We start from the raw sequence: 25009 nt of genomic DNA on the forward strand, positions 1-25009 counted from the left end.
GGGTGAAGGGAGATCACTGGTCAACCCTTAACCACTGGCATTAACGTTTGCAATAACGCTTTGAAGATCTTTGGATTCCCAGCAACTACATCCCCCTTATTCATGTAATCTTCTCCGCCTTGTAAGCTACTAATTAAACCGCCTGCTTCTTTTAAGATGAGTGAACCAGCGGCAACATCCCAAGGACGCAAGCCAAGCTCCCAATAGCCATCTAATCGTCCACTTGCTACGTAAGCTAAATCAAGGGCTGCAGAGCCTGTTCGGCGAACACCCGCACATTTGCCAATTAATGCTTCAAACATGGGCAAATAGCGTTGAGCCAGGGTTACATTACGAAAAGGAAACCCTGTTCCCAAGAGAGCTCCAGACAATTGTGTTTTCTTAGAGACACGAATGCGACGCTCATTTAATTGGGCTCCTTGACCGCGGCTGGCAGAAAAGCATTCATGGCGCAGGGGGTCATAAACGACGGCATGTTCAATGCGATTTTTTACACGGTGAGCGATGGAGACTGCAAAAAAAGGAAAGCCATGCAAATAATTGGTGGTTCCATCTAGAGGATCAATGAGCCACACGGCTTCTGCATCGTCTTTATAAACCCCACTTTCCTCTGCAATAATGCCATGATCTGGATAGGCCTTATGAATTGCATTAATAATGGCTTGCTCAGCTTTAACGTCGACCTCACTAAAGTATTCTTCGCTACTCTTGGGCGTGATTTTTAGACGATCCACTTGTTCTATATGCCGGAGAATGATCTCACCGGCAAGACGTGCGGCAGTAACAGCAATATTTAGTAATGGTTGCATGGGTTTGCTCATTTCCACAAAAGTCAGCGATTCTAACACATTTTTTTTTGTACAGAGAGAAGACATTGCTGTATAGTTGTAAGTTAATAAAAAACTGATTGTTACTTACTCGGCCTTCAAGTTTTTTATCAACTGATTTCTTATAAAATCGAATTACCGTGGTCAAGCCACGGTAATTCGGTTTTTTGATTTGTCAAATTAGAAACTTGGAGCTCGAGACCATTATCTGATTGTATTAGTATGAATTTTTCTTCAATCCGCATTGTTTTAATAGCTACTTCTCATCCTGGCAATATAGGTTCCACAGCTAGGGCAATGAAAACAATGGGATTTCGTAGACTTTATCTGGTTTCACCAAAATCCTTTCCACATCAAAAAGCTTACGAAATGGCTGCTGGCGCTGATGATGTTGTCGATGAAGCTATTGTGACTTCATCGCTGGATGAAGCGATTGCCGGTTGTCAATTAATTTTTGCCACAAGTGCTAGACCTCGGGGGATATCATTACCAGGGGTAACTCCTTCTGAAAGTGCAAGCTTGATTGCAACTCAACCCGATCAGACTGAAATTGCGATACTTTTCGGGCGCGAACATGCAGGACTTACGAATGAGGAACTCTTACGTAGTCACTATCATGTCAATATTCCGAGTAATCCGGAGTATAGCTCGCTAAATCTTTCTCAAGCAGTACAGATTATCGCCTATGAATTACGTATGAAGCTTTTGGAGCCTAAAGCTTCGGTGGAACTTAGTCATGATCGTTTGGCTACAGCTGATGAAATAGAGCAATTTTACGACCATCTGCAAGCCGTTATGATTGCCATTAAATTTCTCAAACCGACGCGTCCAACTAAACGTCTGCTGCAACGAATTCGCCGTATATTTAATCGTGCCAAATTGGAATATATGGAGGTGACTATTTTACGAGGTATTCTAAGCCACATTCAAAAAGCCTTAATGCTAGGAAACGTTCCTAGGGACGTTCCCTAAATAAAGAATGAATTTTTTAACTGCAAATCACGACGACACTCATATTTCTTTACTTGCAGTAGCATATATTTATTATGAGTTGCTATAAATTTGTGACAGCAACCATAGGAGTTGAGGATGACTAATTTGCCGATTTATCTAGATTACATGTCGACGACCCCCGTCGATCCCCGAGTGATAGAAAAAATGGTGCAATATTTAGGTCCGGACGGCATTTTTGGTAACCCGGCTTCGGTGACTCATATCTACGGGAAAAAGGCGGCAGAGGCTGTTGAGTACGCGCGACAGCAGATAGCAGAAGTGATTAATGCCTCTCCTCAAGAGCTGGTGTTTACTTCAGGTGCGACTGAGGCCAGCAATTTGGCGATTTTAGGGGCAGCACGTTTTTATCAACGCAAAGGTCGACATGCTATAACGATGCGCACTGAACACAAGGCGGTGCTCGATACGTTCCATCAATTGGAAAGAGAAGATTTTCAAGTGACTTATTTAGATCCTCAACCAGATGGTTTGCTTAATTTAGATCATTTGATCAAAGCACTTCGGAATGAAACGATTCTTGTGTCGATCATGCATGTTAATAATGAAATTGGGGTCATACAAGATATCGCGGCTATTGGTGAAATCCTGCGTGATAAAGGCATTATTTTCCATGTGGATGCTGCTCAAAGCGCCGGTAAATTAGAAATTGATTTGCACAAATTATCAGTTGACCTAATGTCTTTTTCAGCACACAAAAATTATGGTCCTAAAGGAGTCGGTGCTTTGTATGTACGACATAAACCAAGAGTACGTTTGCAACCACAATCCTTTGGGGGCGGGCATGAAGGAGGTTTACGCTCAGGCACTTTAGCAACGCACCAAATCGTTGGCATGGGCGAAGCGTTTGCACTCTCTGAGGCTTCACGGGTTGAAGAGCAAGCAAGAATTCTGCATTTACGACAACAATTATGGGAGGGAATTAAAATGATTCCCGGTATCCGCCTCAACGGACATGAACATAAACGTGTTGCTGGTAATCTGAATTTAACATTTGCAGGCGTTGATGGCGATTCACTTCTACTTGCTCTGCATGAGCTGGCAATATCCACAACATCTGCCTGCACTTCGGCTAGTCAGCAACCTTCTTATGTTCTGCGGGCTATAGGGTTGGATGATGAATTGGCTCATAGCTCAGTTCGTCTTTCCTGTGGTCGTTTTACAACAGAGGAACAAGTGAAACATACTATTGCTATCATTCGTCAACAAGTAAACCATTTACACGAAATATCACCACTATGATGTATAATGAACTAGTAGAATTTTGTTTTTTTTCCCCGAAACACGTTGGTGTTATTGATCTATCAGAACCATTAAGTGTTCATGATCGGGTCGGCGAGTCAGGACGCGGGGATGTCTTGGATTTTTATTTATTATGTGACAAACAGGGATTCGTACTTAAGGCCCGTTTTAAAGCCTACGGTAATCCCTATTTAGTTGCAGCAGCAGAGTTAATCTGTCAGCAGTTAGAAGGGAGCAAGATTCAGGATCATCCAAACATTGATCATGTTTGGTTGGTGAAGCAATTGGAGATCCCGAAAACACGGTATCCGGTGGCTTTGCAAATTGAAGATGGTTACCGAGAAGTAGTAATGAAAATGAAACTAAAATTAAGTGAGGAAAAATAATGTCTGAGGTGATGCAACATATAAGTGACTTGGTCACCGGTGTTACTTTAAGTGAGGCTGCCAAACGTCACATTCTCTCTTATCTCAGTAAGCAAAAAGACAGCAAAGGGATTCGCCTGTCAGTCAAAAAAACAGGTTGTTCTGGGTTATCTTATGTGGTGGATTATGTTGTAGCTCCCCAAGACAATGATATTGTCCAGCCATTGACGGATGAGTACCAACTTTGCATCGACAAAGGCAGTTATCCTTATATTAAAGGCATGCATGTTGATTATGTAAAACAGGGATTAAATTATAAATTTGTTTTCAATAATCCTAACCAAAAAGGACAATGCGGATGTGGTGAAAGTTTTACAGTTGATTAAAGACTTAGAAGCTAAAGGACAGGAGAATCTATTAGTAACTGCCTCCCACAAAAGGGGGGCTAACTTCTTATCTTAACAAGATATTCGGATAGAGAGTACCTAACCTATCTTAAATAGAAAAAGCTCAATCAAGATCCTAAACAAACGTTAGGATCGTTCTCGATTAAATTTCCTAAAAATAAGCACTTTTGCTATCTCAAAAAGTAAAAAATTTGTAAAAACGAGCACTAATGACCCAGAAATGCGTTGTTCGTGCAAAAATTGCTTGAAAAAATCCTCATTTTTACTTAAGCTTCCCTTAATAAATGAATATCATTGAAACAATGTTTACATACTTTGTGATATTTGTTAGTATATCGAGCATGATGTTCAGTCTGTGACTGAGTGGAATAGGTAATTTTATTTTGTGTTGGAGAGAGGATATGAGTGCAGTTATGCAACAAGTTGAACAACATAATGAAGCGTTAACCCAACAAGTGATTGGGGCTGTAAAGGGCTATCTAACTACAGTTGGTAATAAAGATAGCAATCTAAATCTTTATCAATTGATTGTTGAAGAAGTTGAGGCCCCTCTGTTTCGTACGGTTATGGAATTGACTCGTTACAATCAATCAAAAGCCGCTAGAGTGCTTGGCGTGAGCCGCGGTACATTGCGTACCAAGCTAAAGCGTTATTTTGATGATGAATTTATTGGTACTCGCGGATAATTATCAATTTCAATTCGTATATTCTATAAATAGGGTTCAGCAATTGCCTGGTCTTTGACTGGGCATTTTGCTAATATTGATTACAAAGTCGGTCAGGCAATCGCTCTTTGTCAAACAAGGAGAGGAAAGTCCGGGCTCCATAGGGTAAAGTGCCAGGTAATGCCTGGGAGGCGCGAGCCTACGGAAAGTGCCACAGAAAATATACCGCCTGTCTTGTGCTTAGCACAGCAGGTAAGGGTGAAATGGTGCGGTAAGAGCGCACCGCACGGTTGGCAACAGTCGTGGCAGGGTAAACCCCACTCGGAGCAAGACCAAATAGGAATCCTACTAGCGCTGCTAGAACGTATGACCCGTACGGGATTCGGGTAGGTCGCTTGAGGCATGTGGTGACACATGTCCTAGATGAATGATTGTCCATGACAGAACCCGGCTTATCGACCGACTTTTTTCTCTTGATTCTCATGATAACTAGACTTACTATCGCTAAGAGCTACTGCCATCAACTTAATGGCAGCTGTTCTCTCATTCTTTTAATGGCTGAGTCATAACCATGATGCTATGTATCGATGTTGGTAATTCCCATATTTATGGCGGTGTATTTACTGGAGATGAAATCCGTCTTCGTTTTCGACATACTTCACAGGTCAGTACCTCTGATGAATTAGGTATTTTCCTGAAGTCGGTATTGCGAGAGAACCAATGTTCCCCTGAGACCGTTAATGAAATTGCCATCTGCTCAGTCGTCCCTCAATTGGATTATTCTTTACGCTCTGCTTGTTTAAAATACTTTTCAGTAGACCCCTTTTTTCTGCAAGCTGGAGTAAAAACTGGTCTTAATATTAAATATCGTAATCCAGTTGAAGTAGGAGCGGATAGAATTGCTAATGCGATTGCTGCAACGCACACTTATCCAGGAACAAATATCATTGTTATCGACTTTGGCACAGCAACCACTTTTTGTGTGATTACAGCACAAAAAGCTTATTTGGGTGGTGCGATTTTACCTGGTGTTCGTTTAGCGGTCGATGCTCTAGCCACCAAAACAGCTAAGCTTCCAGTCGTTGAAATTGTAAGAACTGATCAAGTGGTGGGGCGCTCTACAATTGAAAGTATTCAGTCTGGGGTGTTTTATGGCGCTTTAGGTGCATGTCGTGAATTAATTACTCGTACTAAAGAAGATATATTTGCAGGACAAGACGTATTGGTATTGGCCACAGGCGGATTTGCTTCTCTATTTGAAAAGCAAGGGATTTACGATTATTTAGTCCCTGACTTGGTTTTACAGGGTATCCGCCTGGCGGCAATGCTTAACAATCCTAATAGAATTGAATGGTAGTAACACGCTGATATGCTAATCCAGTTGTAACTCTGTTGTATTCCAAAACGTAACTATTTGTTCACCCGACTTCCCGTGATCAAGCCACGGTAATTCGAGGCACTAAAAATTCTTAACTTGGCAGTGGTCCGAGGGTTACATGAACAAAATATTTCATTCTGTATTTTTTAAATACAATTGTCTTTGCACGGAATGTCATTTGTCTATTTTTTTACACAAAAAGTGGATCTAGGGGTTGACGCTTGGGAAATAGTGTTTCTATAGTGTATAAAAGTGGGTTAAAATACAAAAAAAGTGGAGAATTGTGGGAAGCCGCCGGCGAGCCACAAAATAAAGACTATGTTTCGTGGAATTAATGCCATCACCATTGACGGAAAAGGGCGTCTCGCAGTGCCCACGCGATACCGTGAAACTTTAGCAGGGGATATGGATAAAGCTCCCTTGGTGGTGACCATTGATACGGAAGAAACCTGTTTACTGCTTTATCCGGCATCAGAATGGCAAGTTATTGAAAACAAGTTGCAAAATTTACCTAGCTTTAATGCTGCAGCCCGTCGTATACAAAGGCTATTAATCGGGCATGCAACGGATGTGGAATTAGATAGTAATGGGCGCGTGCTGCTGCCCCCCTTATTAAGAGAGTATGCCCATCTCGATAAGCGGGTAGTAATGATTGGGCAAGGTAATAAATTTGAGGTTTGGGATGAAGCATTATGGCAGTCCAGACGTGAGCAGTGGCTGGCTGACGAAGCATCTGGTGAAGGTGGTGGATTGCCTGATGAAATGAAAACCTTTTCTCTCTGATGGAAATGATTATGACGGCGCACCAATCTGTATTGTTGCATGAAGCTTTAGAAGGCTTAGCTATCAAGGCAGATGGAATCTATATCGATGGCACTTTTGGTCGAGGTGGTCATAGCCGTGAGATTTTGCGCCATCTGTCAGAATCAGGGAAATTGATTGCGATCGATAAAGATCCTGAGGCAGTTGCTTATGCAAAACAACATCTTACCCATGATAAGCGCTTTTATATCTACCACGGTTCATTTGCGAAACTTGCGGATTTTGCCAAACAGGCGAATGTCTATGGCAAGGTAAACGGTATTTTATTGGATCTGGGGGTATCTTCCCCCCAGCTTGATGATCCCACTCGAGGGTTTAGTTTTACACGACAAGGTCCATTGGATATGCGTATGGATCTTGAGCAGGACCTTGATGCTGCTCAATTTATTAATGAGGCGGAAGCCGACGAGATGGCTGCTATTTTCAGAGAATATGGTGAAGAACGTTTTGCTGGGCGTATAGCGAGAGCCATTGTGGCAGCACGTGCCGAGTCACCCATTGAAACGACGGGAGACTTGGCTGAGATTGTTAAACAAGCCAATCCGAAATGGGAAAAACATAAACATCCTGCAACACGCGTATTTCAAGCAATACGTATTCATATTAACCAGGAGTTAAATGATTTAACGACTTGTTTGGAAGCTGCAATGGATGTTTTAGCTGTTGGCGGTCGTTTAGTGGTTATTAGTTTTCACTCCTTAGAAGATCGGATTGTGAAGCAATTTATGCGCGATAAAGAGCAAGGGCGAAGATTACCTTCTGGTGTTCCGGTACGTCATGAGGAGATCAAAACAAACTTTAAAAAAATAGGCAAAGCGATAAAGGCAAGTGCTCAAGAGGTAAAAGAGAATATTAGAGCGCGAAGCGCGGTTTTAAGAATAGGGGAGAAAATAGCATGAACGCAGCAGCTAGAGCGATTCATCAAAGCAATCTTTTTAATGGACATCTAACAGATATGCGTCTCTCAAAACAGCTTTGTTTTATTTTATCATTATTGTTGGCGGTGTTGGTTAGTGCATTGGCTGTAGTTTATGTCACTAATGAACATCGTGTAGGTTTTAGTGAATTGCAGCGTTTGGAGCATCAAGCTCAACAATTGCAATTACAATGGGGACAATTGTTGCTTGAGCAAGCGAGCCTAGCAACTCCTGGAAGAGTAGAGCAACTTGCAGTAGAAAAATTGCATATGAAATTGCCTTTAGACAAAGATACTTATGTGTTGCAAACCCGATGAAGCATAGACGTCACCAAGCACGCCTAATGGTTGTATCGTGCTTTTTTTTGGTATTATTAGTTGCTCTTTTATGGCGAATGCTTGATTTGACCGTCTTGCATCGTCAGTTTTTACAAGGCCAAGGGGATGCACGAAGTGTTCGCATTGTAGATATTCCTGCTTATCGAGGAATGATAACGGACAGACAAGGAACACCATTGGCTGTCAGTACTCCTGTGCAATCTGTTTGGGTAAATCCCAAGATCTTCGCTCCAGATGCACAACAGCTGGCTGAATTATCCAGTCTGCTTAAAATTTCTCCTAAAATCTTGTTGTCCCAAGTAAAAAAAGCCGTTGGCCGAGAATTCCTCTATTTAAGCCGTCAGTTAACACCGATGCTCGCCAAAAAAATTGCGCAGCTGCAAATTCCAGGATTAAATTTTCAACAAGAATTCAAAAGATACTATCCAGCGGGTGATAGCACTGCGCAATTACTTGGGTTTACAAATATTGATGACATTGGTATCGAAGGGTTGGAATTGGCCTATCAAGATTGGTTAATGGGTATAAATGGCAAAAAACGCGTTTTAAAGGACCGGATGGGGCAGATCATCGAGGAACTTGGTGTGGTTAGGGAACCTCGCCCGGGGCATGAGCTGGTATTAAGTATCGATAGTCGTATTCAATATTTAGCCTATCACGAATTACAAAATACTTTGGAAAAATTTGCAGCAAAATCGGGTTCCGTGGTTGTTGTTGATACAACAAATGGCGAGATTCTCGCAGCTGCAAATGCACCTTCCTTTAATCCTAATGCACGTGGTCGTTACACCCATGACAGTTATCGTAACAAGGCAATCACCGACATGTTTGAACCAGGATCAGTGATTAAACCGTTTAGTATTGCGAGTGCTCTAGGGAGTGGTCTGTTCAAACCTGATACCATCATTGATACTCGTCCAAGTTGGATGATCGTTCATGGTCACACCGTTCGTGATATCCGTAATTATGGCGTGTTAGATGTTACCGGCGTGTTACAGCACTCCAGTAACGTGGGTATAACAAAGATGATTTTGCAAAGTCCACCCGAGCAGTTAATTGGTCTTTTGCAGCGCAGTGGTTTTGGACAAAGAACAGAAAGTGGCTACCCAGGAGAAAGTGAGGGGGCAATTGTTGATGTTAAAGATGCCAATCCTTTTGTACTTGCTACCATAGGCTTTGGTTATGGTCTTTCAGTAACTGCTTTACAACTAGCAAAAGCTTATCTTATTTTTGCTAACCATGGTCGAGCTTTACCTGTGACACTAATACATAATCAGCCCACTACCTTGGGAGCGCAAGTTTTGGATGAAAAAACGGCTAACCAAGTCCTGTTAATGATGGAGGCTGTGCTTGGCAATGAAGGCACTGGTAAACAGGCCCGAGTTCCTGGTTACCGTGTGGCCGGTAAAACAGGTACAGCGAGAATTGCTGGGAAAAATGGTTATGAAGCCAATCGCCACATAGCAAGCTTTGCCGGAATTGCTCCCGTGTCTAATCCACGGTTAGTTGTTGTCGTTGTTATTCACGAACCTACGCGAAACAGTTATTATGGTGCTGCAGTTGCTGCACCTCTTTTTGCTCAGGTTATGTCAGGTGCATTGCGTATTTTGGAGGTTCCACCTGATAAAACGACGATGTGAGATTAAATGTGGGATTAAAATGAAACTTACAGAACTAATAAAACCCTGGATTGATTCCGCGATCCCTGATTGTGAAATTTTAGGGCTTGAGAATGACAGTCGTAAGATAAAACCAGGCTTTTTATTTTTTGCTTACCCTGGTGCGCAAACCGATGGTCGCTTATTTATTTCCCAGGCTATTCACGCAGGTGCTCAAGCTGTTCTCTATGAGCCGCAAAATTGGCCACAAGATGTTGAGCTGCCGACAAAATTAAATGCTCTTCCTTTCCCGGACGTTGCACAAAAACTGGCAGACATCGCCAGTCGTTTTTATGGTTATCCTACAAAGGAATTAATGGTTACAGGTGTCACTGGCACCAATGGCAAAACGACGATTGCTTATCAACTGGCACAGGCCCATGATTTATTAGGAGAGAAAGCTGCTTATATAGGGACTATAGGGCAGGGTAGAGTTAACAGCTTATCGACCTTGATAAATACAACACCAGATGCTCTTTGTCTTCAACATCTTTTTGCAACTTATCGAGAAAATGCAATCAAGCAGGTATGTATGGAAGTCTCCTCCCATGCGCTTTCTCAGGAGCGTGTGGAGGCTATCGAGTTCCAGCAAGCGATTTTTACAAACCTAACCCATGAACATCTGGATTACCATATAACTATGGAGGCCTATGCACAGGCAAAAGCGTTGTTGTTTGCCAAGCCAACGCTAAAATGGGCTATTGTCAATCAGGATGACAACCATGGTCAGTTAATGAGAAATGCGGTGTCTTCGCCATCTTGTCAGATCATTAGCTATGGTTTTAAAGATAATGCTGATGTGCGGGTCATTGATTGGAGAGTGGCTATAACTGGCAGTCGTTGTGAAATCGTCTCTCCCTGGGGACAAGTGCAATTACATTTCAATACCTTGGGTTTTTTTAATGTTTACAATTCACTAGCTGTTTTCTCAAGCCTCTTGGCTCATGGATATCCTATCAATAAGGTTATTCCCGTGATGGCAAAATTAACAGCGGCGCCTGGACGAATGGAGATTGTATCGCAAGAACCTTATATTCTTGTTGATTATGCCCATACACCTGATGCTTTGGAAAATGTATTGGCAACATTAAATAAAATGAAAGAAGGTAGGATCTTGGTTGTATTTGGTTGTGGTGGGGATCGCGATAAGAAGAAACGACCAATGATGGGACGCATCGCTAGCCAATACGCTGATATTGCTATTATTACTAGCGACAACCCACGTACCGAGGCTCCCACAGTCATTATTGATGAAATTGCAGCAGGAATTGTTCCTGATGCTGATGTTTACAAAATTGTCGATCGCGAGAAAGCAATTGAGAAAGCAATTGCTTTAGCAAACAAAGACGATATTATCGTGGTTGCCGGTAAAGGGCACGAAGACTATCAACAAATAGGAACGACCCGTTTCTCATTTTCAGATCAAGTGGTTATACGGAGATTGATTAATAAACAGCTAGCTTAATCATTGACTATCCTTTGCCCAGTATTTGGAGCAATTTTTCATTGCCTTCTAAATCATCAGCATAAGTAAAAAAATCATGACGATAGTCATGTGCTTTACGTAAACTCAAGAAGGTTGATTCGAGATCGTTAGTATTCTTTAAAATGTCAGTTTCAAAACTCGGATTGTAAAGAGATAAGACGTAGTCTTGCCAGCTTAGTTTGGCAGTAAAAGTCGGTGGCTCATGAGGGGATGATAAGATGTTCTTAGGAGGAAATAGTTGGTAAAGTCCATGCAATTTTTCACTAATCATCATCACAGCAGCATATTTTGCCTCAATGCTATGACCTGCTATATGCGGAGTACATAAAGTGGCGAGATTAACAATTGCAGCATTTAGGGAGGGTTCATTGTTAAAGACGTCGGTACAGTAAAGCCTTGGGTATTTTGAGTGCAATAAGTCTTTCTCGTTCACAATCCCACCTCGAGAAGTATTGATGATTACGCATCCAGGTTTTAATTGTTTGAGTAAGTTTTCATTGATTAAGTTAAGGCTTGGATAAGGTGGAGCAGTATGTAGGTTGGCATGTATTGAGATTAAATCGCAATCCAATACCTCCTCTAAAGAGCTGCTCTGAAAATTGGCATCAAGTCTTGCTTTTGGAGGATCGTAGAAAATAACCTGTAGATCGGCTGCTTTTAAGCGTTCGGCTACTTTTGTGCCTACCTTTCCAGCGCCTATTACAGCGGCTTTTGTTCCTTGAAAACCTTTATAGATCATTAAAAAAGCCAAACTTGCGATAATGTAGTCGGCCACAGCAGGTGCGTTGCTCCCCTTGGCATCAATGAGATGGATGCCACGTTGCTTTAGGTAGGCTTCATCGATGTGGTCAACACCGCTGCTCGCGGTGGCAACATAGCTGAGCGAAGAATTCTGTAATAATGCTTGGGTTACTTTAAGGGTGGATCGACAAAGTAAGATTTGCTGATCGTTAAGCAAGAGCGGAATTTCCTTGGCATCGTGATATAAGGTTAGTTCAAAAGGGCCAGGAAACGCTGCATGTAAACCTGGCAATGTGGCATCTGCAAGAATTTTCATAAGTTATATAAATTACGAAGAGCTATTAATGACCATTGAATAGGGGGATTAATGAGCCAACCTAAAATACCTGTAAAGATGAGAATGAGTAAAATAATGATCCCAAATGGTTCAATTTTTTCATAGAGCGTAGCAAGATGCGGAGGAAGGAGACTAGAAACAATGCGGCTTCCGTCTAAAGGAGGAATAGGTATCAAATTAAGATAAGCCAATAACAGATTAATGATGATTCCCGCACGAGCGGTAAGCAAAGTAAATAAAGCAATGTTTGATACTTGAGGATTAAGTAGCAAAGCTAATTTCAATAAAGCCGCCCATAGGAGTGCCATTAACAAATTTGACAACGGTCCTGCAGCTGTGGTGAAGGCCACATCGCGACGTGGGTGACTGAACTGTGAGGCATCGATCGGTACTGGTTTTGCCCAACCAAACACAAAATTAAATTGGCTTAATAGGAGCACTATAATCGGGATGAGAATCGTGCCTATAAGGTCAATGTGGCGAAAAGGGTTAAAGCTTAAACGCCCCAGCATTTTTGCTGTTGTGTCCCCTAAGCGGTATGCTACCCATGCATGCGCTGCTTCGTGTAGGGTAATAGCGAATAAAACAGGAAGCAACCAGATAGCTATTTGTTGAACAGCGGTTAATTCAAGCATGCTAGGAAAGGAATAAGGAAATTTAACATATTAACGGATAGTGAGGTTCCTACTCAAGTTATAATCATACCTAGGACAGCCGCATCTTATGGTTAATTAACATCCTCTGACGTCGTTGCGAACGAAGTGAAGCAATCCAGAACTGAATTTTTAACGAGGCATCGATCTGGGTTGCTTCACTTCGTTCGCAATGACGGCGAATTGTTTTAATTTTATTGTTATGCGTTGCCCTCTGCCTGTCAGGAAATGAATGGAATTTTGCTCATGGTTCTTATATTATTCCTTCTTTTGCATGGATATACGTTGCATAAAGTCCAGCATTATCTCTTACTAACTCTATTTTCTTTGCTACTTTTTCTTCCTGGCATCATCGCCATGCCGGTAACAGATAGAGACGAAGCACATTTTGCTCAAGCCAGCCGACAAATGTTACAAACTGGCCAGTATTTTCAGGTTCGTTTCCAAGATAAGACACGTTTTCAAAAACCGCCCGGGATAAATTGGTTGCAAGTTGTCAGTGTCAGCGTATTTAGTGATGCTGAATCTAAAGCAATATGGCCTTATCGCCTACCTTCAGTATTGGGGGCACTATTTTCAGTGCTCTTATTCTATTTTTTTGCTCACCAATTTGTTGGTCGAAGCACAGCCTTATTAGCTTCAGCCTTGTTAGCTACTGCTTTGCTATTCGTTGTTGAAGCGCATTTGGCGGTGACAGATGCTTCTTTGCTATCGGCTGTTTTATTGATGCAAGGAGCTCTTTGGTATTGTTATGATAAAGGACTAAGGGGGGAGAATGTTCACTGGATTTGGGCATTATGTTTTTGGTTTGCTATGGCTTACGGCATGGTTTTAAAAGGTGTCACCCCGTTAGTAGGCCTTCTCACAATTTTAGCCTTATGCATTATAGAAAAGCGTGTGAATTGGTTGCGAGGGTTGCGACCATGTCGTGGGTTGTTATTTTTTATTCTCCTTACTCTGAAATGGTTATTGATGCTGAATGCCGCAGAAAATAGCAATTATTTAATGCAGATGATTCATAAAGACTTGTTACCTAAATTACAAGGAGGGCATGAGTCCCATGGCAGACCACCTCTGTTTCATCTTGCTATCCTACCTTTAACCTTCTGGCCTGCATCACTGTTTTTGTGGCAAGGCGGCGTCTATGCCACAGTCAATCGGCATCAAAAGACAGTAAAGTTTCTATTGGCTTGGCTTTTGCCCACTTGGCTTTTTTTTGAGATCATGCCTACGAAGTTGCCACAATATGTATTACCCACTTTCCCAGCTATTGCTTTGCTTTGTGCATTGGCTATTAATCATACTCAGACTGATCACATCACTCAAAGAGGAAAGTGGTTGCATTTTTTACAGCTAATGTGGGGGTTATTGTCCTTAGGTCTAGCGTTCGTTTTGGCTCTACTTCCTTATCTCGTTTTGCATAAAATTCCTATGCTCAGTTTTATTATTTTTGGTGGGATTTCGGTATTGACCTTGATTGCCATCTATTTCTCCTGGCAAGGTGCTTATCACCGCTCCTGTGTGGCAGTTTTTCTGGCATCACTTTTAGTCTATCCCATTATTTTTAACAAACTTCTGCCGCAATTAGAGCCTGTGTGGCTTGCTCGTAATGCTGCCCAGCTCATCGAGATAAAGAAAATTTCGCAGCAAAAACCTCTATTAGTTGTAGGATTTGCAGAACCCAGTTTGGTCTTTAATTTGAATACCAAACTGGTCAAATACAGTGACGGTACCGAGGCTAAGCAAATAATAAAAAATGACATAACGCGTCTAGCATTAATTGATGGTATTATTCTAAACGAATGGGAGAAAGGTGGACTCACATTGTCCATCGTAGCCCAGACCAAGGGGTTTAATTATACGAAAGGTCGCTGGGTTGAGCTCTTTTTAGTGGCCAGAAGAGGAGAAATAAATGTCGCCATTTGATCGCTTGTTAGGGGTAATGACCAAACCTGGCATCATGTTAAGTTATATCGGTTTAATCGTATTATCTTTTCTCTATTTCGACAAACCCATCGCTGAATATTTCTACAACCTTGATATAAGGGCACACTTGGCTTTGATCGGGTGGCTGACCAAATTAGGATTGGGTATGGTCTGGTTGCCTGTTTTGTTTATTGCTGCTCTTTTTTTTCGTTATATTTATGCAAATCGTGAATATGAAGTACGGGCTTGGTTTTTATTTATGTGCGTTGCAATCCCTAGCGCCATTTGTGGATTTTTGAAAGTGCTTTTCGGGCGTGCACGGCCAAATTTATGGCTGCACAATGATCTATTTGGCTTTTATGGTTTGCAACTGCATTCTCCTTTTTGGTCTTTTCCTTCAGGTCACACAACCACCATAATGAGCCTCGTTTTTGGCTTAAGTATCGTGTTTCCAAGATATGCTTATGCATTGATGTTGACTGGAATAACGGTTGCTATTTCCCGTGTATTGTTAACCCATCATTATTTAAGTGACATTCTAGCTGCAAGTTATTTGAGCTTATTAGAAATAGGCATTTTGCTTTGCTTTTTACGGCGCAAATCGTGGCTGGCACCTGCATGGGGACATACAGTATAATGTGGGACATTTAATCATTTGGATAGAAGTCAATGCCCACAAACACGCAGATGGATGTTTCCATAATCATCCCTGTTTATAATGAAGTAGATAATGTGGAAGCTCTTTATAAAGAAATCGCAGCTGCCCTTTCTCTGGAGCGATTTATCTATGAAGTCATTTTTATTGACGATGGGAGTACCGATGGTACGGCGGAACGTTTAAGGCTTTTGTCACAAAATTTACCAAACTTAAGGGTGCTCTATCATAGAAGAAATTTTGGCCAAAGTGCGGGTTTACTAAGTGGAGCAAAGGCTGCTCAATATTCAATGTTGGTGACTTTAGATGGTGATGGTCAAAATGATCCTCATGATATACCTCGTCTTTTTGAGCAACGAAAGGATGCGCGAACTGTTGTGTTGGGTATTCGCAAAAAAAGAGATGACAATATCTTGCGACGGCTATCGTCACGAATCGGCAATGGTGTCCGTAAGCGTTTACTCAATGATGATTGTCCTGATACAGGGTGTAGCTTAAAGCTATTCCCTCGAGATGCTTTTTTGGCCTTACCTCACTTCAATCATTTTCACCGCTTCCTACCTGCTCTATTCAAGAGAGCAGGATTTAGACTGATTAATCTTCCCGTTAATCATCGTCCCCGACGACACGGTGTTTCAAAATATGGCATCATGAATCGTTTATTCGTAGGTATATATGATTTAATTGGCGTTCGCTGGTTATTAAAGCGTCCGTGTGCACCGGAGGTTTCTACAAATGAGAACTGAATACCTTTGGCTAGGGCTTGGTTTAATTGGGCAGGGTGTTTTTTCTGCGCGTTTTATTGTGCAGTGGCTAGTTAGCGAAAGAGAGAAGAAAAGTATCATCCCAGTTGCATTTTGGTATCTCAGCCTATTTGGAGGGTTAACACTGTTGGTGTATTCAATTTATAAGCAAGATCCTGTATTCATTCTTGGTCAGTCAACAGGTGTGTTCATCTATACAAGGAACTTATACCTTATCCATCGAGAAAGGGCTTCACGTATTGCTAAACTAAATCGCATGAGTCAAAAAGGGGTGTCTTGACTTCTTGCTATTTCTTTAAATTATAAAAAGTAGCCTGGGCCCGAAGGGCTGAAACCCGGGTTTCATTCGTTTCACCCAGGCTTATCTGATGATTCATAAATTTGCATAAAAGTGTACCCGCCTATTACTGTTTTTCGTTTAGTGTCTTCAATCAATCTGACGTTACTTGCATGCATTTGATCATGAGCGTATACCCAGAAAGGAATCTCCTTTCCCTTCCAAATGAGTAAACATTGACCCTGAGGTAGGTGATATTTGTTAATGGAGGTTAGTAACCATACATTTTTGTGAGCTAGAGTAGATGTAAGATTACCTAATAGCCAATAAGAATCTGAAACAATCCAGTCTATGTGATGAGAAGAATCGTATTTAAGGAGTTCAATTATTGCCTGTAAGGGTTTTTGTTTGTTCTTGCTTTGTTCAAAGTGATGACTAAGGATTAAAATCATCAAGAAGATAACTTCGATTAGGAGGCTCAAACTTACAAACTTAAGAATTCGTGTTTTTAAATCAGGACAATATTTAACCTGACTGAGATAAAAGACCGGGAAAAGAAATAAAAGAGGAATCAGCCAACGTGTCTTAAAGGCATGCATATCACCGATAATGACTGTCAAGAATAAGACGGGTAAGAGAATGATATGATATCGATGCAATAATCTATTGGCTATTTTCTCAGATAGATTGATTTGTCTTTTTGGGAAAAAAAAACATAAAGTCACAAAAGCAGGTAGGCTAAATATCAACACGACGATGGTTAATTCTCCCATCCCTTGTCTAAGTGAAGTAGCATTTGGATGCAATTTGTAGATGCTAGATAATGCAATGTGTGGCTCTTTCCAAAGCCACCATAAGTAGGGACAGGTGAGTAAGAGTGCCAATAGTAAGCTGTAAATCATGTAAGGATGGATAAATTTTTTGCGGAATTCTTTTAATGAAAGAGCACTAGTCAAAAGAACAACCAAAAATAGTAGGTAGTTAAATTTTGCAAGCAGTCCTGCAGCGAGAATACAGCCAAATAGAGTGTACCAAATATATTTCGAGAAGCGTTCTGGAATAATCATCCAATACCATGTTAAGCAGGCAGTGAGTAACGCTAAAATAGAGTGCGTATTGTCTTTGATGAGATCAAGGCCGATTGCTGGAATAAGAGTCCATGAGAGCGTAGCACACCAGGCCAATAGAAGCGTTTCGCAGTGAATCTTGCAGATTAAATGAAAAAAATAAAGGCAAAAAAAGAACAAGCTACATTTTAGGAGTGTTAAGGAAAACAAATTAACACCCAATGCCTTAAAGAAAAGATATTGCAGCCAAGTATATAAAGGTGGTTGACCAGGATAGCCTGGAAGTAATTCCTGGGCCAGCATGACTTGTTCGGATTCATCGAGTAAAAGGATTTGGCCACGGAAAAAAATTCTGATGAGAAGAATGGTTAAGCTAAAAAGAAACAGGATAATTGCAGGATGCCCAAGCCAATAACCGTCTTTTTTCATATTAAATATCCGTATTGCTTGCAAAGCTTACATTAGTTAAAACGCAGCATTATACGATTTTAGCAGCCTGGATGCAGTGAGGCGCTGATTGATCCTCTCACTTTTTGAGCTCTCGGAGCCTTCTTGCCAGAAATATCTCATTAGCTTTTTTTTACTCTTTCTTTTAAGCTGTATCTGTATCAATACAGAATATGCCTTTAAGCTTGTGATGAACAGGGAGCAGGTAATCATGAACTTTGAAAAGGACTTAGAGGAACTCATTGCTGTTTATGCCATTTATGATAAGGAACTTAATATTTATAAAGACAAAAAATCCTTAGGCATTGAAGAAAAACAAAAAATTGAAGCAATGTTGATTGCTTTAATCTCTCAATACCTTTCTCAGGATGGATTAGAGGACAAAGATAGGATTACCCATCATTCAAAAAAACTGCAAAGGTTTTTTCATCCAGACAAATACCTAACCAGTTCCCCCGAAAATAAGTGGCTGCAAGATACGCTATATCCCACAGAGACAAGCAAGGGAGGGACTTGTTTTAATTTGGTGAAATTATGTGAGAAGAAATTAAAAAACCCTGAATTGCCTGAGTTCCATCTTGAAAATATAACAACGATGGAGGCTTTGATTACACGTTTAGAGCGAGATAAGGAGTATGCAACGACATATACGGAGCGTGCCTTGTTGGAGAGTATATTAACAATGCTCAGGTCAGCAGGTAACTATAATAGTCAGATGGACGACAAAATCCCGATCATTTGGGCAAAACGGTTGACACAGCTAATGCCTTATCTTACGACAGGCTATTGTGTAAGTTATTTTCTAAAAGAATTGGCCTTATTGTATGCAGTTACCTTTACCCTAACGAAGAGTGGTCAATGGTTTGAACATTCCAGTTCAACGCATTTGCAGATGGTGGGACAAGTAATGCATGTATTTAGTGACACCATTTTTGCTGCAGTAACTGCACTCATAGCCAGACTAACAGAATTGAATATTTTTATGGTTCGAGGAGCGATTAATTTAGGTATTGATGCGAGTGGGGGGCTTTATAAATTACTTGCAGCTCCGAGAGTTCCAAATGATGCAACAAACAATAGTAGAGCGCTCATCTTAGCTCCCCAAGATTTATTTGGTGGCTTACGTTTTACAACATTTGAATTAAAGTTATTAGCAATGGGGCTTGAGGAGAAAGCGAAGCAATTGAAGAATCAATGGTTACTTGGTTGGCGAGCAGGAAGCATAAAGTATGCTGCGATAAAAGAAACATTACAAGCTCTGCAACGATTAGACAGCACTGACGTGGATCTAAGCACTAAATTAGATGAAGCGGAGAAGATTATAAAAGAGCTAGCCAAGAATCAAAAAGTAAATGTCAATGGAAGTGGAACGAACAAGACTATTAAGATGGCTCAAATGACTTTAGTGAGGCTTAAGAAGCCAAAACCTGCGGAAGAAGAAAGAAGCCTTATCCATTGCGACGAAATGATTTCCCTTACCTGAGTTCAGTAGCAATGGATTTAAGTTAAGCGCTTAAGTTTCTAACTCGGTTCAGTCTGAGATCTCTGTGGCGCAATAATTAACATATAGTTGTAAATTTAAACAAAACGCTTTAGCTTAACACCGTTCGGTTCAGTGACTCCTACTTAAAGCTATTTGCATTCTTGTGAATTTGGCTGATAATGCAAGGATTTGCTTTTTTGAGATAACCATGATCATTTCAGTTTATGGGGCAGGCTATGTAGGATTGGTTTCTGCTGTATGTCTGGCCAAGCTCGGATATCAAGTGATTTGTGCTGATATCGATGAGCACAAGATTCACATGTTACTAGAGGGCAAATGTCCCATATATGAAGATGGACTTCCAGAATTGTTGGAAGAACAACTAAATAAACGGCTTATGTTCACCAATAACCTGGTTGAAGCAATAAAGAAAGCAGAGATCCACATTATTGCAACGGGGACCCCAAGCTTGCCTGATGGCAGTGCTGATTTGTCCCAGGTTTTTGCCGTAGCTACTATGATCGCTCAAGAGGCGGATATTGACGGGATCTTGGTTATCAAATCCACTGTTCCAGTCAGAACGGGTGATGCAGTTCAAACTCACGTCGAGGAGGAGCTTTTACGTGGTGGAAAAACGATTAAGCTCGCAGTATGTGCTAATCCTGAGTTCTTACGTGAAGGAACAGCTGTCTATGATTTCTTGCATGCAGATAGAATCGTTATAGGAGGGGAAGATAAGAAGGCTCTTGATGTCCTTAAGAGGATTTATCAACCTCTTGTTGATAAAGGTATCCCACTTCTGTGTATGAATCGGCGTTCTGCCGAGCTTACGAAATATGCTAGCAATGCTATGCTGGCCTTAAGAATTAGCTTTATCAATTATATCAGTCAACTTGCAGAAGCACTTGATGCCAATGTTGATGAGATCCGCCAGGGTATAGGGTTTGATCATCGTATTGGTCCTCATTTCTTGTTCCCTGGCATAGGTTACGGAGGTTCTTGTTTCCCTAAGGATGTCCGCGCTTTAATACAAATTGCAAAGTCAATCGATATGAATGTCGATTTTTTGGAAGCTATCGAGAATGTTAACCAATGGCAAAAAGATTGGGTCTTCAAGCAGGTGTCCAAACATTTTCATCATAATCTCAAGGGATTAACAATTGGTCTCTGGGGTTTGTCATTCAAACCTGGAACAGATGATTTGAGGGAGGCAAGCAGTCTTGTGATCATTGATTCATTGCTTTGTGCTGGGGTGCAACTTAGGGTATATGATCCGGTAGCCATGCCTGCTGCAAAAAAAATATTAGAAGGAACCATCATATGGTGCGAGTCTGCAGAAGAGGTGCTTGATGGTGGTGTGGACGCTTTAGTTATTGCAACTGAATGGCTGGAGTTTAAAAATTTTTGCTTGCGTACCCTGAAGGATAAATTAGGTAAAGCACCACTCATTGATGGTCGTAATTGCTTTGATTTGTCCAAAGTGGCTTTTGCAGGATTGTCTTATTATTCTGTTGGACGTCCTTTGGTCATGGATGGGCAGCAGATGAGGAGTAGGTAGAGGATGCCAATAAAAAAAGCTGTTTTCCCCGTCGCAGGCATAGGTTCTCGCTTTTTGCCAGCAACAAAGGCCAACCCTAAAGAAATGCTACCTATTGTTGATAAGCCCTTGATTCAATATGCTGTTGAGGAAGCTGTGCGTGCTGGAATTAATCATATGATTTTTATCACCAGCTCTAGCAAACGAGCCATCGAAGACCACTTTGATAATCATTTTGAATTAGAAAAGCGCTTGGAAGAGCAGGGTAAAGAGAACCTTTTAGAGGTCGTAAAAAGCGTTTCCCCACCAGGTATCCAATTTACTTATGTTCGACAAAATCAACCTTTGGGGTTAGGTCATGCCATATTGTGTGCCGAGCATGTGGTCGGTGACGATCCCTTTGCTATTCTACTCGCTGATGATTTAATCGATGACTCCAGGTTGCCATGTCTAGCTGCTATGACAGAGCATTTTGAAAGAGATCAATTGTCCGTTTTGGCCGTTCAGCCAGTTCCTTGGCGTGATGTCAATCAATATGGGGTCGTTAAGGTCGTTGATGCCGAGGAAAATTATTCCACTATACTTGCAATGATAGAGAAGCCAAAGAGAGAATTAGCGCCTTCTAATCTAGCAGCAGTTGGTCGCTATATCTTCACATCGGCAATCTTTTCCTGTTTAAAACAAACGATCCCCGACTATCGTGGTGAAATTCAGTTAACAGATGGCATCCGTGGATTATTGAATGAACAAAAAGTTCAAGCCTATCAATTTCATGGGAAGCGTTATGATTGTGGGTCAAAATTAGGTTATTTACAGGCAACGGTTGAGCTGGGACTGCTCCATCCAGAAATTGGGAAGGAATTTAAAGATTATTTAGGAACGTTATCTTAGAAGAAATTAAAAACGAGAGTGTTACTGAATTGTGTCATTCTTGTGTAGGTGTATAGGAAGTAGCCTGGATAGAAGCCCGAAGGGCTGAACCCGGGGTTCACTGCGTTTCACCCCGGGCTACATGTTATTCCAGAATGGAATCCCACCCACGCAGAACATAATTTAAATGAGCAGTCTCTTAAAAACTAACTTGAACTTCAGTCAGCATCTCTGGCAAGATGCTGACTGATTAATTTCCAGAGAGGAACTATGAAAATTCTGGTTGCAGTGAAGCGGGTAATAGACCCCTATGTTAAAGTTCGGGTTAAATCAGACCACACAGGGGTTGAAACCCAAAACATTAAAATGTCGATGAATCCTTTCGACGAAATCGCCGTTGAGGAAGCTATACGGTTACGAGAAAAAAATATAGCAACCGAAGTAGTTGCGGTGACCATTGGTCCTGATGCTAATCAAGAAACGCTACGACATGCGTTGGCACTTGGAGCAGATCGAGCGATCCTGGTGCGTAGTAATCAATCTTTTTGTAGTTTAAATATTGCCAAGTTATTACAAAAGATCGTAAAGAATGAACAACCAGATTTGGTATTAATGGGTAAGCAATCTATTGATGGTGATAACAACCAAACGCCACAAATGCTTGCTGCTCTTCTTGATTGGCCGCAAGCAACCTTTGCATCCAAGTTGGTGGTCCAAGGGAAAATGATAGAGGTTACTCGGGAAATCGACGGTGGTTTGGAAACGCTATCTATGAATCTACCTGCAGTAGTTAGCACTGATTTGCGCCTAAATGAGCCACGCTATGCTAGCCTACCCAACATCATTAAATCCAAACATAAGCCTTTGGATATTATTGAATATGAGAATATGGGTGTAAATTTACAAGAACATATTCAAATCCTAGAAACAAATCCACCAGCAGCACGTAGCGGGGGGATAAAGGTGGCCTCCGTGGAGGAATTGTTTGACAAATTAAAGCATGAAGCCAAAGTGCTTTAATAAGGAGAAAGAATGAGCACTTTAGTAATTGTTGAACATGATAATAAGGTAATGCACCCTTCTACCCGACATACGCTTAGAGCTGCATTACAATTCGACCAAAATCCAGTGTTATTGGTTGCAGGTCATCAATGCCAAGCTGTTGCTGAACAAGTAGCTACTATAGCTGGTGTGCATGCCGTATGGATAACCGATAACGATCGCCTCGAACATCAGACGGCGGAAGCTGTCAGTGAATTGGTGGTATCCATAGCAGACTCTTTTTCTGCCATTTTGGCACCTGCTTCTACTTTTGGTAAAAATTTATTGCCTCGTATCGCTGCCAAATTGAATGTGGCACAAATTTCAGATATAACACGCGTTCTTGGTGAGGATATTTTTGAACATCCAATTTATGCTGGTAATGCAATTGAAAAAGTCAAAGCTTTGGATCCGATAAAAGTACTGACGATTCGAACCACCGCATTTGATGGTGTTAATGAAACGCAATCTCCTTGCTGCATCGAGCGAATTGATAAAGAGATAAAGGAAAGTGTTACTCGATTTGTAAGGCATGAATTAAGCCGCTCGGAGCGTCCTGAGTTAGGAAGTGCCAAAATAGTAGTCTCTGGAGGCCGAGGTTTGCAGAGTGCAGAGAAGTTTAAACTTGTTGAAGAATTGGCAGACGCACTTGGTGCTGCGGTTGGAGCATCAAGAGCAGCCGTGGATGCTGGTTTTGTTCCTAATGATTACCAAGTAGGGCAGACAGGGAAGGTAGTAGCTCCTTCATTATATATAGCCATTGGTATTTCAGGAGCAGTACAGCATTTAGCCGGCATGAAAGATTCAAAAGTGATTGTAGCGATTAACAAAGATGAAGATGCTCCAATTTTCCAAATCGCAAATTATGGATTGGTTGGGGATCTCTTCGAATTGGTACCGCAACTTATTAAGTTATTAAAGCATAATTAAAAAACTAAACAGAGGAAGAGCTCTATGTTTGTAGGTGTCCCAAAAGAAATTAAGCCGCAAGAAAATCGAGTCGGTCTAGTTCCAGGTAGTGTGCGCGAAATTGTCAGAACTGGCAATGAGGTTCTCGTCGAAAAGGGCGCGGGTTTGGGGATCGGTATAAGTGATGAACAATACCATACGGCTGGGGCAGAGATCGTTGCTACAGCAGAGGAGGTTTTCGAACGTGCTGAATTAATTGTTAAAGTGAAGGAGCCACAGCCTATTGAATGCAAGCGCTTAAGAGAAGGGCAAACCATATTTACTTATTTGCATTTGGCTCCGGATCCTCAGCAAACGCGCTTACTAAAAGAATCGGGTGCGACTGCAATTGCTTATGAAACCGTGACTCAAAATGATGGTGGATTACCATTACTAACACCGATGTCGCAGGTTGCTGGACGTATGTCAATTCAGGCGGGGGCACATTGTTTGGAGATGGCTCAAGGAGGTAGTGGTGTTTTGTTGGGAGGGGTACCCGGAGTAGCACCTGCAAATGTTGTCGTTATTGGCGGTGGTGTCGTTGGTAGTAATGCTGTTCGCATGGCGATGGGAATGGGCGCTCGGGTAACTGTTATTGATAAATCTCTCACACGTCTGCGCGAATTGGATTTTCAATTTGGTTCAAAATTAAATACCATGTATGCGACTGTAGAATCTCTGGAGCAGTATGTTCGTGAAGCTGATTTGGTGATCGGAGCAGTTTTAGTTCCTGGAGCTGCCGCTCCTAAATTAGTAACGCGCAACATGCTAAAAACCATGCGCCCTGGCTCCGTTGTGGTCGATGTTGCGATTGATCAGGGAGGATGCTTTGAAACAAGCCGTGCCACGACACATCAAGTGCCGACCTATGTCGTTGATAATGTCGTGCATTATTGCGTAGCCAATATGCCAGGAGCCGTTCCTCGTACATCAACCTTTGCCCTCAATAATGCAACATTACCCTTTGTGATGAGTTTAGTTACCAAAGGTGTAAAACTGGCATTGCTAAGTGATGGTCATTTACTTAATGGTCTTAATGTTCATAAGGGCATGATTACATACGAAGCTGTAGCTCGTGAGCTTGGGTATGATTATGTTGATGCTACAGAGGCATTAGCTAGTTAGCAACAACGCGTCCCCGTTTTTC

The 25009-nt window shown here is 41.5% G+C and carries 25 protein-coding genes and 1 other RNA gene; 22 read left to right on the forward strand and 4 right to left on the reverse strand.

What is annotated here, in order from left to right; genetic code table 11:
* Positions 1–20 precede the first annotated feature (20 nt).
* On the reverse strand, positions 21–809 hold the full coding sequence (locus tag CKV79_RS03960; RefSeq protein WP_028372899.1) for an inositol monophosphatase family protein: 789 nt from the start codon (positions 807–809) through the stop codon (positions 21–23).
* A gap of 240 nt (positions 810–1049) precedes the next feature.
* Between CKV79_RS03960 and CKV79_RS03965 the strand changes: the two genes are divergently transcribed.
* The 12 genes from CKV79_RS03965 (at position 1050) to CKV79_RS04020 (ending at position 11095) form a co-directional block, all read left to right on the forward strand.
* A complete protein-coding gene (locus CKV79_RS03965) occupies positions 1050–1799 on the forward strand; it encodes an RNA methyltransferase (protein WP_028372898.1) in 750 nt (249 codons plus the stop codon).
* A 117-nt stretch (positions 1800–1916) separates the two neighbouring features.
* Positions 1917–3080, forward strand: coding sequence for an IscS subfamily cysteine desulfurase (locus CKV79_RS03970; RefSeq protein WP_028372897.1), 1164 nt, complete (start codon positions 1917–1919; stop codon positions 3078–3080).
* A complete protein-coding gene (locus CKV79_RS03975) occupies positions 3077–3466 on the forward strand; it encodes an iron-sulfur cluster assembly scaffold protein (protein WP_028372896.1) in 390 nt (129 codons plus the stop codon). Before CKV79_RS03970 ends, CKV79_RS03975 begins: the two co-directional genes overlap by 4 nt.
* Positions 3466–3831 carry a HesB/IscA family protein gene (locus CKV79_RS03980; RefSeq protein WP_028372895.1) on the forward strand — a complete coding sequence of 122 codons (366 nt, stop codon included), beginning with the start codon at positions 3466–3468 and terminating at the stop codon, positions 3829–3831. Before CKV79_RS03975 ends, CKV79_RS03980 begins: the two co-directional genes overlap by 1 nt.
* A gap of 422 nt (positions 3832–4253) precedes the next feature.
* Positions 4254–4538 (forward strand): helix-turn-helix domain-containing protein, encoded by a 285-nt coding sequence (locus tag CKV79_RS03985; protein ID WP_028372894.1) that lies wholly within the window; start codon positions 4254–4256, stop codon positions 4536–4538.
* 84 nt (positions 4539–4622) lie between these two features.
* Positions 4623–4988, forward strand: an RNA gene (rnpB, locus tag CKV79_RS03990) — RNase P RNA component class A.
* Between the two features lie 100 nt (positions 4989–5088).
* Positions 5089–5874 (forward strand): type III pantothenate kinase, encoded by a 786-nt coding sequence (locus tag CKV79_RS03995; protein ID WP_028372893.1) that lies wholly within the window; start codon positions 5089–5091, stop codon positions 5872–5874.
* A gap of 339 nt (positions 5875–6213) precedes the next feature.
* On the forward strand, positions 6214–6678 hold the full coding sequence (gene mraZ / locus CKV79_RS04000) for a division/cell wall cluster transcriptional repressor MraZ (RefSeq protein ID WP_028372892.1): 465 nt from the start codon (positions 6214–6216) through the stop codon (positions 6676–6678).
* An 11-nt stretch (positions 6679–6689) separates the two neighbouring features.
* Complete coding sequence (gene rsmH, locus CKV79_RS04005; protein WP_028372891.1) at positions 6690–7616, forward strand: 16S rRNA (cytosine(1402)-N(4))-methyltransferase RsmH; 927 nt, start codon at positions 6690–6692, stop codon at positions 7614–7616.
* Positions 7613–7951 carry a cell division protein FtsL gene (gene ftsL / locus CKV79_RS04010; protein WP_028372890.1) on the forward strand — a complete coding sequence of 113 codons (339 nt, stop codon included), beginning with the start codon at positions 7613–7615 and terminating at the stop codon, positions 7949–7951. Before rsmH ends, ftsL begins: the two co-directional genes overlap by 4 nt.
* On the forward strand, positions 7948–9612 hold the full coding sequence (locus CKV79_RS04015) for a peptidoglycan D,D-transpeptidase FtsI family protein (RefSeq protein WP_028372889.1): 1665 nt from the start codon (positions 7948–7950) through the stop codon (positions 9610–9612). The genes ftsL and CKV79_RS04015 overlap by 4 nt, the downstream gene beginning before the upstream one ends.
* A gap of 19 nt (positions 9613–9631) precedes the next feature.
* Positions 9632–11095, forward strand: a complete 1464-nt coding sequence (locus CKV79_RS04020; RefSeq protein ID WP_028372888.1) for a UDP-N-acetylmuramoyl-L-alanyl-D-glutamate--2,6-diaminopimelate ligase — start codon at positions 9632–9634, stop codon at positions 11093–11095.
* A gap of 7 nt (positions 11096–11102) precedes the next feature.
* Here CKV79_RS04020 and CKV79_RS04025 read toward each other — a convergent pair whose 3' ends face one another.
* Together CKV79_RS04025 and CKV79_RS04030 are read right to left on the reverse strand one after the other, a co-directional pair.
* Positions 11103–12173, reverse strand: a complete 1071-nt coding sequence (locus CKV79_RS04025; protein ID WP_028372887.1) for a 4-phosphoerythronate dehydrogenase — start codon at positions 12171–12173, stop codon at positions 11103–11105.
* Positions 12170–12829, reverse strand: a complete 660-nt coding sequence (locus CKV79_RS04030) for a site-2 protease family protein (protein WP_028372886.1) — start codon at positions 12827–12829, stop codon at positions 12170–12172. Before CKV79_RS04030 ends, CKV79_RS04025 begins: the two co-directional genes overlap by 4 nt.
* 264 nt (positions 12830–13093) lie before the next feature.
* Between CKV79_RS04030 and CKV79_RS04035 the strand changes: the two genes are divergently transcribed.
* The 4 genes from CKV79_RS04035 to CKV79_RS04050 are packed head-to-tail and all read left to right on the forward strand — an operon-like array spanning position 13094 to position 16472.
* Positions 13094–14773 carry an ArnT family glycosyltransferase gene (locus CKV79_RS04035; RefSeq protein ID WP_028372885.1) on the forward strand — a complete coding sequence of 560 codons (1680 nt, stop codon included), beginning with the start codon at positions 13094–13096 and terminating at the stop codon, positions 14771–14773.
* Positions 14760–15410 (forward strand): phosphatase PAP2 family protein, encoded by a 651-nt coding sequence (locus tag CKV79_RS04040; protein WP_028372884.1) that lies wholly within the window; start codon positions 14760–14762, stop codon positions 15408–15410. Before CKV79_RS04035 ends, CKV79_RS04040 begins: the two co-directional genes overlap by 14 nt.
* 32 nt (positions 15411–15442) lie before the next feature.
* Positions 15443–16174: a glycosyltransferase family 2 protein gene (locus CKV79_RS04045; protein WP_035915248.1), complete on the forward strand. Its 732-nt coding sequence runs from the start codon at positions 15443–15445 to the stop codon at positions 16172–16174.
* Positions 16164–16472, forward strand: a complete 309-nt coding sequence (locus CKV79_RS04050; RefSeq protein WP_028372882.1) for a lipid-A-disaccharide synthase N-terminal domain-containing protein — start codon at positions 16164–16166, stop codon at positions 16470–16472. Before CKV79_RS04045 ends, CKV79_RS04050 begins: the two co-directional genes overlap by 11 nt.
* 71 nt (positions 16473–16543) lie before the next feature.
* Here the strand turns inward: CKV79_RS04050 and CKV79_RS04055 are convergent, their stop codons facing one another.
* The gene (locus CKV79_RS04055; protein ID WP_028372881.1) at positions 16544–17965 is read right to left on the reverse strand and encodes an ArnT family glycosyltransferase; all 1422 of its coding nucleotides are present in this window, start codon (positions 17963–17965) and stop codon (positions 16544–16546) included.
* Positions 17966–18194: 229 nt separating this feature from the next.
* Between CKV79_RS04055 and CKV79_RS04065 the strand changes: the two genes are divergently transcribed.
* From CKV79_RS04065 to ald, 6 genes are all read left to right on the forward strand, one after another.
* Entirely contained in the window at positions 18195–19466 is a 1272-nt protein-coding gene (locus CKV79_RS04065; protein WP_028372879.1) for a hypothetical protein, read from the forward strand.
* Positions 19467–19674: 208 nt separating this feature from the next.
* Positions 19675–21024 (forward strand): UDP-glucose dehydrogenase family protein, encoded by a 1350-nt coding sequence (locus CKV79_RS04070; RefSeq protein ID WP_028372878.1) that lies wholly within the window; start codon positions 19675–19677, stop codon positions 21022–21024.
* Between the two features lie 3 nt (positions 21025–21027).
* Positions 21028–21894, forward strand: a complete 867-nt coding sequence (galU, locus tag CKV79_RS04075) for a UTP--glucose-1-phosphate uridylyltransferase GalU (protein ID WP_028372877.1) — start codon at positions 21028–21030, stop codon at positions 21892–21894.
* A gap of 249 nt (positions 21895–22143) precedes the next feature.
* Positions 22144–22893: an electron transfer flavoprotein subunit beta/FixA family protein gene (locus tag CKV79_RS04080; protein ID WP_028372876.1), complete on the forward strand. Its 750-nt coding sequence runs from the start codon at positions 22144–22146 to the stop codon at positions 22891–22893.
* Between the two features lie 12 nt (positions 22894–22905).
* Positions 22906–23844: an electron transfer flavoprotein subunit alpha/FixB family protein gene (locus CKV79_RS04085; protein ID WP_028372875.1), complete on the forward strand. Its 939-nt coding sequence runs from the start codon at positions 22906–22908 to the stop codon at positions 23842–23844.
* 24 nt (positions 23845–23868) lie between these two features.
* Positions 23869–24987, forward strand: a complete 1119-nt coding sequence (gene ald, locus CKV79_RS04090; RefSeq protein WP_028372874.1) for an alanine dehydrogenase — start codon at positions 23869–23871, stop codon at positions 24985–24987.
* Positions 24988–25009 lie beyond the last annotated feature (22 nt).

Origin of the sequence: Legionella lansingensis (assembly GCF_900187355.1) — a bacterium.
In the GTDB taxonomy this organism is placed as follows: domain Bacteria; phylum Pseudomonadota; class Gammaproteobacteria; order Legionellales; family Legionellaceae; genus Tatlockia; species Tatlockia lansingensis.